This window comes from Streptomyces sp. CG4, assembly GCF_041080655.1.
Classification (GTDB): domain Bacteria; phylum Actinomycetota; class Actinomycetes; order Streptomycetales; family Streptomycetaceae; genus Streptomyces.
In genome coordinates this window covers 2449496-2462724 of record NZ_CP163525.1, presented here as the reverse complement: position 1 = coordinate 2462724, position 13229 = coordinate 2449496, and the positions used below count along the sequence as shown (strand labels likewise).

The window sequence follows — 13229 nt, the reverse complement described above, 5'->3', positions numbered from 1 at the left end:
AGTGCCTCGGGTACTGGCCGTCGCCCCTCACCGGGCGGCGGCCAGTGACGCACGCCCGTGTCGCCCATCCGGCGTGCATGTGTACGGCCGCCCCGGTCGCCCGGCCCCCTCAGTCCGCGAGAGCACCGAGGTCCGGTACCGTCAGCTCCGCCCAGATGACCTTGCCCTGCGGGTTGTACCGGGTGCCCCAGCGTTCGGCCAGCTGGGAGACCAGGAACAGGCCGCGTCCGCCCTCGTCGGTCGTCGCCGCGTACCGCAGATGCGGCGAGGTGCTGCTGCCGTCGGCCACCTCGCAGATCAGCGTGCGGTCATGGATCAGCCGTACACGGATCGGGTCGGAGCCGTAGCGGATGGCGTTGGTGATCAGCTCGCTCAGCACGAGTTCCATGCCGAAGCCCAGCTCGGACAGGCCCCACTCCGCCAGCTTCCCGGACACGGCGGCGCGCATCCCCGACACGGCAGCCGGGTCCTGCGGCACGTCCCAGTCGGCGACCCGGTCGGCCGGCAGCGCCTTGGTGCGCGCGATGAGCAGGGCGACGTCGTCCTTGGGCCGCTCGGGCAGCAGCTCCTCCAGCACCGCCCGGCAGCTCTCCTCCGGCGCCCGGTCGGGGTGCCCCGCCAGCGACCGGCGCAGCAGCTCCATCCCCACGTCCAGGTCGCGCGAGCGGTCCTCGACCAGACCGTCGGTGTACAGGACGAGCTGGCTGCCCTCCGCGAGCTCGAACTCCGCCGTCTGGAACGGCATGCCGCCCAGGCCCAGCGGCGGACCGGCCGGCACATCGGGGAAGGTGGCGCTGCCGTCGGGCGCGACCAGCGCGGGCGCCAGATGCCCGGCCCGCGCCATCACACAGTGCCGCGACACCGGGTCGTAGATCGCGTACACGCAGGTCGCGCCGACGATCTCGCCGGCCGTCTCCGCGCTGCCCTCGTCCTGGTCGATGCGGCCGACCAGGTCGTCCAGGTGGCTGAGCAGCTCGTCGGGCGGCAGGTCGAGCGTGGAGAAGTTGTGCACCGCGGTCCGCAGCCGCCCCATCGTCGCGGCGGCGTGCAGACCGTGCCCGACCACATCGCCGACGGCCAGCGCCACCCGGCTCCCCGGCAGCGGGATCACATCGAACCAGTCGCCGCTCACACCCGACTGGGCGGGAAGGTAGCGGTAGGCCACATCGAGGGCGCTCTGCGCGGGCAGCGCCCGCGGCAGCAGGCTGCGCTGCAGGGTCACGGCCAGGGCGTGCTCACGGGTGTACCGGCGGGCGTTGTCGATGCTGACCGCGGCGCGCGCCACCAGCTCCTCCGCCAGCGACAGCTCCTCCACGTCGAAGGGCTCCCGCTTGGAACGCCAGAAGTTGGCCATGCCCAGCACGCTGCCGCGGGCCTGGATGGGGGCGGCGATGAGCGAGTGGATGCCGTAGTCCAGGATCTGCCGGGCGCGCTGCGGATCCTGCTCGCGCCAGCCGCCGGCGGTCGCCAGATCGGTCACCAGCTCGGTGTGGCCGGCGCTGTAGCCGCGGGCCTGCGGGGTGGAGGGCAGGAAGTCGATCAGCCGGCCCTTCTCGTAGAGCGGGTGATCGTCCCGGATGCCGCTCACCGCCACGCGCCGCATGTCCGTCGCCGTGGGAGCCGGCTCCTCCCCGTGCAGCACGGCATCGGCCAGATCGACGGTGACGAAGTCGGCGAAGCGGGGTACCGCGACCCGTGCCAGTTCGTCGGCCGTCCGCATCACGTCGAGGCTGCTGCCGATGCCGAGGCCCGCGTCGTACAGCAGCTCCAAGCGCTCCCGGGTCACCTCCGCCCGGCCGGTGATGGCCTGCAGCTCTGTGCAGTCCCGGAGTGTCACGACGGTGGCGCAGAGGCCGCCCGTACGGTCCGTGGGCCGCTGGTTGACCGCCAGCAGCCGTCCCCCGGCGAAGTGCACCTCGTCGGAGGCGTCGCGCCCGGAGACGAGCAGCTCCACGGTCGAGGGATCGAGGCCCGGCAGCTCCCGCACGGTGCGCCCCTCGGCGTCGGCGGGCAGCTCCAGCAGCCGTCTGGCCTCGTCGTTCACCAGCAGCAGCCGCCCGTCGTCACCGACGATGAGGACGCCCTCGCGTACCGAGTGCAGCACCGTGTCGTGGTGCTCGTACATACGGGTCATCTCGTCCGGCGCCAGGCTGTGCGTCTGCCGCCGCAGCCGACGGCCCACCAGCGCCGTACCGCCGGTCGACGCCAGCAGCGCGCCGGCCCCGGCGGCCAGGATGATCGGCAGCTGCCGGTTCACCTCGCTGGTCACGTTCTTCACCTTGAGCCCGGCGGAGACGAGAGCCGTGACCTTGCCGTGGGTGTCGTAGATGGGGACGGTCGCCTGCTCCTCGTGGCCGAGCGGGCCGTGGACCGTCTCCGTGTAGACCTTCCCGGCCAGGGACGGCCCGATTTGGCCCACGAACCGGTGGCCGATCTTGCTGGGCAGGGGATGGGTGTAGCGGATGCCCTTGGTGTCCATGACCACGATGAAGTCGACGCCCGCGGACTTGCGTGCCGCCTCGGTGAGGGGCTGGAGGATCTTGGACGGGTCGGGGGCCTGCAGCGCCTGCAGCACGCCGGGGGCGTGCGCGAAGGTCTGGGCGACGGCGATGGACCGGCGCCGGGCCTCGCTGCTGGTGTCATGCGTCGACTGCAGGACGAGAGCGATGACGCCGCAGATCACGAGCAGCACCACAAGGGCCACCTGCAGAAGGAAGACCTGCCCCCAGACGCTGCGCGGGCTCGTACCGGCCTTGAAGCGCCAGAAGCTACGCCTGAATCGGGCGAATGCATCCGACATGCGGCATTTGTAGCACTGGTTGCCCTCGCTGCCTATGGCTGGCCCGGGAAGCGGACGGAATTTCGTCGCCTCGTGTATCACACGAGAAACTCTCGCCCCTCGGGTCACGAGCCCTCGGGAGCCGTCTCCCGGGTCGCTCGGGTCGCTCGGGTTGCTCTGGGCGGACCCGGTGGTCGTGGCACCGGGTCCGCGAGCCGGGCGGGTGAGGGGGGTGGTCGGGCACCCGCCCGGGTGGTGCCGGCTTGTGCGGCAGGTCGGCTGGTCAGGTGGTGTCGGCCCGTTGGGCGACGCCGGCTTGTGACGTCGGCCACATGATGTGTGACAACGGTTGCGACAACGTTGTCTCCTGGTCTGTACATGACTCTACCGCCGCAACCGACAACGATGTCAACCCACTTGGAGTAGTCCGACCGGGTGATCCCGGCCGTGTGGCTGGAGGGGCATACGCGGCCTTCTGTGGTACCGGTGGCGCACGTTACCGTCCCTGCGGCTTGTGCGACCTGTGGTGCGCGACCCGTCCGCCAGGAGGAAGGGCCGCGTCATGCGCTGCAGACCCCTGTCCCTGCTGCTGGCCGCCGCGCTCGCGATCGGAGGCGGCCCCCCGGCCCTCGCGGCGGCCGCCGCACCCCCGGCCTCGTCGAGGACCCCACCCGGTACGTCGATCCGCTGATCGGCACCGGCAACGGCGGCGATGTCTTCCCGGGCGCCGTCGTGCCCTTCGGCATGCTCTCCTGGAGCCCCGAGAACACCCGAGGGGACGCCACGAGGACGGCCGCGCCCGGCGGCTACCAGTACGACGCCACCCGCATCCGGGGCTTCAGCCTCACCCACATGTCCGGCACCGGCTGCGCCGGCGGCAGCGGCGACATCCCCTTCTTCCCGTACGCCGGCGAGGTCACCTCCTCCCCGGCGAGCGACACCACGGACGCCGTATACGCCGCCGGTTTCCGGCACGCCGGCGAGACCGCCGAGCCCGGCCACTACCGGGTGGGCCTCGCCTCCGGGGTCACCGCCGACCTCACCGCCACCGCACGCACCGGCTCGGCCCGCTTCACCTTCCCGGCCGGCAAGCCCGCCTCGCTGCTGGTGCGCACCGCCAACTCCGAGGTGGGCTCGGAGGAGTCGGCCGTCACGATCGACCCGGACACCCGCACCGTCTCCGGCTCGGTCACCTCCGGCGACTTCTGCGGCTACCTCGCCCCCGAAGGCCGGCGCGCCTACTACACCCTGTACTTCACCGCCCGCTTCGACCGTCCCTTCAAGAGCGCCGGCACCTGGCAGGACGACAGGCTCAGCCCCGGCGCCCTGACCGCGTCCGGCGGCACCGGGGGCTTCACGCACGGCGGGCGGCCCGTCGCGGGCAAGGGTGCCGGCGGCTACGTCGAGTTCGCGCCCGGCGCCGGGCCGGTGAACGTCACAGTGGGCATCTCCTACGTCGGCAAGCAGGCCGCCGAGGCCAACCTCGCCGCCGAGAACCCGCCCGGCCGCTCCTTCGAGGCGGTCGCGAGCGCGGCCCGCCGGGCCTGGCGCGAGCGGCTCGGCGCGGTCCGGGTCGGCGGCGGCACGGACGCCGACCGCACCACCTTCTACACCGCGCTGTACCACGCGCTGCTGCACCCGAACGTCATCAGCGACGCCGACGGCGGATACCGGGGTGCCGACGGACGCGTGCATAGGGTCGGCCGTCGGCAGCGGGCCCAGTACGGCACCTTCTCCGGCTGGGACGTCTACCGCGACCAGGTGCAGCTGCTCACCCTGCTCGATCCGCGCACCGGCTCCGACATCGCCCAGTCGCTGTACGAGCTGGCCGAGCAGAACGGCGGGACCTGGGACCGCTGGCTGCACGGCGCGAGCGGCACCCATGTCATGAACGGCGACCCCTCGCCGACCGCGCTGGCCGGCATCCGTGCCTTCGGCGGCACCGGCTTCGATCTGCACGGCGCACTGGACTCGCTGGTCGAGGCGGCGACCGTCCCCACCGAGCAGGACCTCTCCCCGGCGGGCAGGCCGGTGCTCTCCGCCGGCCAGCGGCCCTCGCTCGACAAGTACCTCACGCTGCACTACATGCCGAGCGTCTCCAACGCCTGGGGCGGCGCCGCCGAGACCCTGGAGATGTCCACGGCCGACTTCTCCCTGTCCCAGCTCGCCGCGGCGGCGGGGGAGAAGGACACGGCGGCCGCATTCGCCCGCCGGGCCCAGTGGTGGCAGAACACCTTCGACATCGCGGCCCACCCCGGCGGCGGCTACATCGCCGACCGCAAGGCCGACGGCAGCTGGGTCACCGGCTTCACCCCGGACACCGGCAACGGCTTCGTCGAGGGCACGGCGGCCCAGTACACCTGGATGGTCCCGCACGACCCCGCCGGACTCTTCGCCGCGCTGGGCGGCCGGGAGGCGGCCCTCGCCCGGCTCGACGCCTTCTTCCACACGGCCGACGGCGGCTGGGCCTTCACCGGACAGGGCGGCACCAAGTCCGAGCTGGACAACGAACCGTCGATCAACGTCCCTTACCTGTACGACTACGCGGGCGCCCCGTACAAGACACAGGAAACCGTGCGAGCCGCGATGCGGCGGCTGTGGTCGGCCGCGCCGAGCGGCATCCCGGGCAACGACGACCTCGGCGCGATGTCCTCCTGGTACGTCTTCTCGGCCCTCGGCATGTATCCGCAGGTCCCCTCCCGCGCCGAACTGGTCCTCGCCTCCCCGCTGTTCGAGCGCGTGGAGATCAGCCGTCCGCAGGGCAACGACATCGCCATCCACGCGGCCGGAGCGGCGCCCGACTCCCCGTACATCCAGTCCTTGAGCGTCAACGGCCGTACCAGCGAAAGCCCTTGGCTGCCGGCGTCCTTCGTCCGGGACGGCGGCCGGCTCGACTACACCCTGTCCGCCACCCCGAACCGCGACTGGGGCGCGGCCGGCCCGCCGCCGTCCTTCCGCGAGGGCGAGCAGCCGTACCAGATCGGCGTCGGCCCCACGGCCGCCACGCTCGCACCCGGTGACCGCACCAGGATCGGCATTCGCACGCTGGCCCTGAACGGCGGCACCGGCCCCGGTGTGCGCTTCCGGGTGGACACCCCGCCCGGTGTCACGGCCACGCCCGCCGACGGCACGGTCGGCGGCGGCGCCCAGGAGATCACCCTCACCGCCGCCCGGGACGCCGAGCAGGGCTTCGCCGACGTCAAGGTGTCGGTGACCTCGGGCGACACGTCGTACGAACAGCCGGTCGCGCTCACGCTAGCCGCTCCCGGCACCCTGCTCGCCGCCTACGACACCACCGGTGTCTCCGACGACTCGGGCGGGCACGACGAGGCCGACTACGACGGCGGCGGCTGGAGCTACTCCCGCCAGGCCCTCGCCGCGGCCGGCCTGACCCCGGGGAGCCACTCCACGGCCGACGGCCTCACCTACACCTGGCCCGCCTCGTCCGACGGCCACCCGGACAACGCCTCGGGCGCCGCCCAGACCATCGAACTGCCCATCCCCGCAAGCAAGTTGTCCTTCCTCGGCAGCGCGGTCGACGGCAGCCGGCAGGCCGAGGCGACCGTCACCTACACCGACGGCACGACCGGCACCGCCGACCTCTCCTTCACCGACTGGACCCTCGACGGCGGAGCCGGCACCGTCCAGTACGGCAACGAGGTCGTCGCCAGGACCCCGTACCGCAATGCCGCAGGCGTCGGCCGGGACCCGGTGCCGGCCTACGTCTTCGCCACCAAGCCGTTCACGGCCCCGGCCGGCCGGACCATCGCGAGTGTCAGGCTCCCGGAGAACGGGAACCTGCACGTGTTCACCCTGGCCACGAGCTGAACCACGGCAGGGGACAGCGGCCGCCCCTCGCGCGAGGGACGACCGCTGTCAGGCGATGTCCGTCAGGCCAGCAACTCCACCTCCGCCAGTGTCGCCGTGCCGTCCAGGACCAGCCGGTACTTGGCGTACGTGCCCGGCGTGGCGATGGTGAACGCCCGCGTCTGGTGGTCCCAGGGGAAGGATTCCCCGGAGCGGTGGTCCAGGGTCTGCCAGGTGGTGCCGTCCGCGGAGCCCTGCAGGGTCCAGCCGGTCGGCGCCCTGGTGTGGTCGGCCGACGAGGTCAGCGTGTACTGGACGGGCCGCACGGATCCGTCCACCGGCAGGTCGACCGAGGTGACCGTGGCCTCCGTCGCCGACGTGTTGTCGAACAGCGGCCCGTCGCCCTTGAGGACGTCCGACCGGGGCGCCGGCACCTTGTCGTCCTGGGTGATGGAGGTCGGGGCAGCGTCCTTGCCGGTGCCCCATGCCGACGGCTGGGCGCCCATGGCGAACTCCAGCACCCCGCCCTTGGAGAGTAGCGCGTGGGGGAGCGAAGTGGAGTTCCAGGGGCGGCCGTTGAAGGTCACGCCCTGGATGTAGACGTTCCTCGCGCTGTTCTTCGGCGCCTTGACGACCAGGTCACGGCCGTTCTCCAGGTGCACGGTGACCTGCTTGAAGAGCGGGGAGCCGATGGAGTAGTCGCCGCTGCCCATGACGAGCGGATAGAAGCCGAGCGCGGAGAAGAGGTACCAGCCCGACTGCTCGCCGTTGTCCTCGTCGCCGTGGTAGCCCTGCCCTATCTCGCTGCCGGCATAGAGCCGGGAGAGGATCTCGCGGACCGTCGCCTGTGTCTTCCAGGGCTCACCGGCCGCGTCGTACATGTACGGGATGTGGTGCGCGGGCTGGTTGGACTGGCCGAGCATGCCCATGCGGACGTCGCGCGCCTCGGTCATCTCGTGGATGACACCGCCGTAGGAGCCGACGAACTGCGGGGAGGCCGTCTCCGGGGTGGCGAAGAACGTGTCCAGCTTGTCCGCGAGCCCGTGCCGGCCGCCGTACAGATTCGCCAGACCCCGGCTGTCCTGCGGGACGGTGAAGGCATCGCCCCAGCCGTTGGTCTCCGTGTAGTCGTACCCCCACACGCGCGGGTCGTACTTCGAGGAGTCCAGCCGCCACTTCCCGTTCCCGTCGCGGCCCTGGAAGAAGCCCGCCTTGGAGTCGAACAGGTTCACATAGTCCCGGGCGCGGTTGAGGAAGTACGCGGACTCCTCCTGGTAGTGCTTCTCGCCCGTCTTCTTGTACAGGGCCTCGCCCATCCGCGCGATGCCGTAGTCGTTGACGTAGCCCTCCATCGCCCAGGACAGGCCCTCGGTGGTGGCGGTGCTGGTGTAGCCGAGGAACGGCGAGGTGGTCATGCCCTTGCGGCCCACGCCCGACATCGGCGGGACGACGGTCGCGTTCTTCAGCGCCGCCTGGTACGCCGCCTTCGCGTCGAACGTGACCCCCTTGACGTAGGCGTCGGCGAACGCCACGTCCGAGGAGGTGCCGGTCATCAGGTCGGCGTACCCGGGAGAGGACCAGCGGGAGGTCCAGCCGCCGTCCTTGTACTGCTGCACGAACCCGTCGATCATCTCGCCCGCCTGAGAGGGCGTCAGGAAGGAGTACGCCGGCCACGTGGTCCGGTAGGTGTCCCAGAAGCCGTTGTTGACGTACACCTTGCCGTCGACGATCTTCGCGCCGGTGTGGGTCGGGGTGTCCTGGCTCTGCATCGGGGAGAACGGGGAGGCGTACTGGTAGGTGTCCCCGACCTTCTCGAAGCCGGAGTTCGGGTACAGGTACAGCCGGTACATGCTGGAGTACAGCGTGGTCAGCTGGTCCGGGGTCGCGCCCGCCACCTCGACCTTGCCGAGCAGCTTGTCCCAGCTGCGCTGCGCCTGGGACTTCACGGTGTCGAAGGAGGTGCCGTCCGGGATCTCCTGGCGCAGGTTGTCCTTCGCCTGGTCGACGCTGATCAGCGAGGTGGCCAGGCGCAGCGTGACGGTGTGGTCCGCGCCCGCGTCGAACCGCAGATAGCCCTTGACCTCGCTCGTCCCGCCGTCGGTCACCGGCTTGTCGAACTCGCCGTACACGAACAGCCGGGTCGCACCGGCCGACAGGCCCGACTTCACGTCCGAGAAGCCGGTGACGGTCCCGTTCTCCTGGTCCAGGGTCAGCCCCGCCTGCTCGGTGATGTTGTCGAAGAGCACGCTCGCGTCGTCGCCGGGGTAGGTGAAGCGCAGCATGGCCGCGTGGTCGGTCGGGGTCATCTCGGCCTTGAGGCCGTTCTCGAACCGGACCCCGTAGTAGTACGGCCGCGCGGTCTCGTTCTCGTGCCGGAACGGCAGCTGCCGTGCCTCGGGACCGGTGTCCGGGGTGCCGGACGCGGCCGACGGCATCACCTGGAAGGTCTGCCGGTCACCCATCCACGGGCTCGGCTCATGGCTCGCGCTGAACGCCTGGATCGTGGGCAGGTTGTCGTCGTTGTTCGCGCGCGCGTACTCGTACAGCCAGCTCAGCGAGGACGCGTTGGTCACCGGCGTCCAGAAGTTGAAGCCGTGTGGCAGGGCCGTCGCCGGGAAGTTGTTGCCGCGCGAGAAGCTGCCGCTGGAGTTGGTGCCGCGCGTGGTCAGCACGTAGTCCGACAGATGCGCCTGCGGCTTCTCGGGCGGTACGGGCCTCAGCGCCACGTCGTCGATCCAGCCCCGGAACTTCGCCGGCCCGTCGGGGGAGTCGTACGCCACCAGGATCCGGGCGACGGTCTTGCCGGCCGCCACCGAGCCGATCCGCGCGGCCACGTTGTTCCACTGGTTGACGTACAGCGCCTTCGAGGCGCCCTGGCCGCGCGGCGACAGCGGGAATCCGTGCTGGTCCAGCGCGCCGAGGTCGCTCAGATAGGTGCCGTCGGTGAAGGCCAGGTCGAGGGAGACGTTCGTGGCGTCGTAGTCCCGGTCGCCGTCCGCCATCGACGGGAAGATCCGGTACGACAGCCGGGTGTCGGCGCCGACCTTCACGTTCACGTCGAAGACCTTGTTGTACGAGTACGCCCGGCCGCCCGCCGTGTGCCGTCCGGCGTAGCGCAGTGCCCTCCTTCCGGTGAACCCGGCCCGTGCCTTGGCCGTCGGCGAGGCGGCCGGGCCCTGGTCGACCAGCGTCAGCATGTCCTGCGGCACCGGGCCGCCCCCGCCGCCGGTGGAGAACTGCACATCGGCGAGCTGCAGTATGCCGTCGGCGCCGTTGTTCTTGGTGATCTCCAGCCGGAAGTGCTGGTACTCGGCCGGCTCGGCCAGGTCGTAGGACTTGGTCTGGAAGCGCTCGGAGAAGCTCTCGTCCGAGCGGCTGTCGACCGTCTTCCAGTCCTTGCCGTCGGTGGAGCCGAGCAGCGTCCAGGCCCTCGGGTCGCGCTCGGCGTAGTCGTTGGCCGAGGTGAGCGCGTACGTCTGCAGCTTGATGGGCTGGTCGAGGTCGAACTCCACCCAGCCGGTCGGCGCGAAGGTCAGCCACTTGGTGCCCGGCTCGCCGTCGACCAGGTTCTCCTTCACCTCGCCGGCGCCCGTGTTCTCGCCGCTCGCCCGGACATCGGTGACATGGTCGGTCGCATTGCCCGGAATGCCGGTGGTGTAGCCGCCGTCGACCCCCGAGGCGCGCTTCTTGCCGTCCGGCCCGGTGTCGACGGTGTTCAGCCAGTCGGGTGCCGGATCGCCCGTCTCGAACGAGGATGCGAACTCCTGGCCGGCGGCCGGAGCCCTGGCGGGCAGAGCGACCGCCGCGCCCTGTGCGCCGACGGCCATGACAAAGGCGGCCGTGAGGACGGCCGCCGGACCCCATCTGTGCCGAGCTCTCCGCTGCATCTACGGATTCCCCTCCTGCGCCTCTCTCGACAACGTTGTCAGCCACGAGGTGCAGGAACCAGTAGGTCGTCAAGTGGCCCGTGATGTCAAGGGTGTTGGGTGTGGCATTCAGGGACTTATGTCGCGAATATTTGTGCCAGGCGGCCCGCAGGGTGCTCACATTTCGTCGAGGTCTCAACTCGGAAAAGACCCATGGCCAACCCTGCATTCGATCTTGCTCAGGCGACCGAAAGTGGACTATACCTGTCGGCACTTCCAGCACGACCCTGCACGACCCAGCGCTACCCGACAGCGGTGCCGGGGAGGATCCGGTTCACCGCCTGAGTCCTGGAGAAGGCGAGGACTTGAGCATGGGATCCACCTCGAACCACGGTGCCGAAGGTGTCGGCCGTCGTGATCTGATCAAGCGGTCCGCCGCACTGGGCCTGGTCGCGGCCCCGGGCATGAGCCTGCTGTCCGCCTGCGCGAGCAGCGGCGGGGGCGGCCAGACCAAGGACAAGGCGGGGAAGAAGACCGCCAAGAACCCGCTCGGTGTCAACGACACCGCCCAGATGGAATTCGTCCTCTTCGACGGCGGCTTCGGCCAGGAGTACGCCCAGGACGCGGTGAAGATCTACGAGAAGGACTTCCCCAAGGTCCATGTGAAGTTCTCCGCCACCCAGAAGATCCAGTCCACCCTCCAGCCCCGCTTCAACCAGGGCAACCCGCCGGACCTCATCGACAACTCCGGCGCCGAGCAGATGGACATGGGCGTCCTGGTCGGCAAGAACCAGCTGTCCGACCTGACCCCGCTGCTGGACGCGCCGTCGTACGACGACCCGAACAAGAAGGTCCGCGACACGCTGCGCCCCGGCATCGTGGAGATGGGCCAGTTCGACGGCAAACCGGTCTGGATCCTCTACTACGCCTACACGGTGTACGGCGTCTGGTACTCGCAGAAGGCCCTGGACTCGCTCGGCGCGGAGTACCCGAAGACCTGGGACGAGATGCTCCAGGTCTGCGAGAAGGCCAAGAAGAAGGGCATGGCAGGCTGGACATATGCGGGCAAATACCCGTACTACCTCCCCTTCTCGCTGTACCCGATGATCGGGAAGGTCGGCGGGCGCGAGGTGCTCGACGCCATCGACAACCTGGAGCCGAACGCCTGGCAGCACCCGGCCGTCAAGGCCTGCTTCGAGGCGTACTACGAGCTGTACAAGAAGGGCTACGTCCTCAAGGGCACCCCGGGCCTCGACCACATCCAGTCCCAGACCGCCTGGGCCAAGGGTGAGGCGCTGTTCATCCCGAACGGCTCCTGGGTGGAGAACGAGTCGGCCAACGTGATCCCGAAGGACTTCGACCTGGCCGTGTCGGCGCCGTCCGGCATCGACAGCAGCGACAAACTGCCCTTCGGCACCATCTGGGCCTCCGGCGGCGAGCCCTTCATCGTGCCCGCCCATGCCGCGAACGCCGAGGGCGGCATGGAGCAGCTGCGCATCATGCTCTCCGAGGCGTCCTCGAAGAACTTCACCGCCAAGGTGAAGTCGCTGACCGCCTACAACGGCGGCACCACCGGCGTCACCCTCACCCCGGGTCTGAAGTCCGGTGTCGCGGCGCTGAAACTGGCCGGATCCAACGTGGTGAATCCGCGACTGCAGGACTGGTACGTCCAGCTGCAGAAGGAGAAGATCGGTGTGGCCGGTCTCGGCGAGATGATGGCCGGCCGGCTCACCCCCGCCGAGGCCATCAAGAAGATCCAGGGATTCGCCGACGAGGCGGCCAAGGACTCCTCGATCAAGCACTACAAGCACCAGTAGCCGGCACCCTTTCAAGCTCCGGAGTGGCGATGCAGCACGGCAAGTACCGGTTCATCGTGGGGTTTCTGGTTCTGCCCCTGGGACTGTACGCGCTCTTCGTGGTGTGGCCGTTCATCCAGTCCATCTATTACTCGTTCACGGACTGGACCGGCCTGAGCCCCGAATTCAAGATGGTCGGCTTCGACAACTACACGAGGATGCTCCACGACGACATCTTCTGGAAGTCGTTGCAGCACAGTCTGCTGTTCGCCCTGGTGCTCCCGCTGGTGACGATCAGTCTGGCGCTGTTCTTCGCCTTCATGATCAATGTGGGCGGACGCCGGAGGAAGGGCGGCCCCGTGATCTCCGGGGTCCGGGGCTCGTCCTTCTACAAGATCGTGTACTTCTTCCCGCAGGTGCTGTCGATCGCCATCGTCGCGCTGCTGTTCCAGTTCGCGTACAACCCGGACAGTGGCGCGGTCAACTCCCTGCTGCGCGGCATCGGCCTCGATCATGTCCAGCCGCTGTGGCTGGGCGACCCGAGCCTCGCGCTGTGGTGTGTGATGGCGGTGCTGGTGTGGTCCACGACCGGCTTCTTCGTGGTCCTGTTCTCGGCGGGCATGGCCTCCATCCCGACGGAGCTCTACGAGTCGGCGCTGCTCGACGGCGCGGGCCGGGCCACCACCTTCTTCCGCATCACCCTGCCGCTGCTGTGGGACACCGTGCAGTCCGGCTGGGTCTACATGGGCATTCTCGCGCTCGGCGCCGAGTCGTTCGCGGTCGTACAGATCATGACGACCGGGCCGGGCGGGCCCGACTACTCGACCACGGTGATGGTCCTGTACGTGTACCAGAAGGCGTTCCGGGACGGTCAGGCCGCCTACGCCACCACCATCGGCGTCGCCCTGCTGATCGTCACCCTCGCCTTCGCGGCGATCGTGATGCGGCTGGGCCGTCGCGAGCGGCTGGAGTTCTGAACCG

The 13229-nt window shown here is 69.9% G+C and carries 4 protein-coding genes and 1 pseudogene; 3 read left to right on the top strand and 2 right to left on the bottom strand.

What is annotated here, in order from left to right; translation table 11 throughout:
- Nucleotides 1-109 precede the first annotated feature (109 nt).
- Nucleotides 110-2800 carry a SpoIIE family protein phosphatase gene (locus tag AB5L52_RS11200; protein WP_369363712.1) on the bottom strand — a complete coding sequence of 897 codons (2691 nt, stop codon included), beginning with the start codon at nt 2798-2800 and terminating at the stop codon, nt 110-112.
- A gap of 541 nt (nt 2801-3341) precedes the next feature.
- Here AB5L52_RS11200 and AB5L52_RS11195 point away from each other — a divergent pair.
- Nucleotides 3342-6607: pseudogene (locus AB5L52_RS11195) on the top strand (GH92 family glycosyl hydrolase).
- Nucleotides 6608-6669: 62 nt separating this feature from the next.
- Here AB5L52_RS11195 and AB5L52_RS11190 read toward each other — a convergent pair.
- A complete protein-coding gene (locus AB5L52_RS11190) occupies nt 6670-10473 on the bottom strand; it encodes a GH92 family glycosyl hydrolase (protein WP_369363710.1) in 3804 nt (1267 codons plus the stop codon).
- A gap of 350 nt (nt 10474-10823) precedes the next feature.
- Between AB5L52_RS11190 and ngcE the strand changes: the two genes are divergently transcribed.
- Together ngcE and AB5L52_RS11180 are read left to right on the top strand one after the other, a co-directional pair.
- Nucleotides 10824-12269, top strand: coding sequence for an N-acetylglucosamine/diacetylchitobiose ABC transporter substrate-binding protein (ngcE, locus tag AB5L52_RS11185; protein WP_351015720.1), 1446 nt, complete (start codon nt 10824-10826; stop codon nt 12267-12269).
- A 29-nt stretch (nt 12270-12298) separates the two neighbouring features.
- Nucleotides 12299-13225, top strand: coding sequence for a sugar ABC transporter permease (locus AB5L52_RS11180; RefSeq protein WP_351015717.1), 927 nt, complete (start codon nt 12299-12301; stop codon nt 13223-13225).
- The last annotated feature ends 4 nt before the right edge of the window (nt 13226-13229 follow it).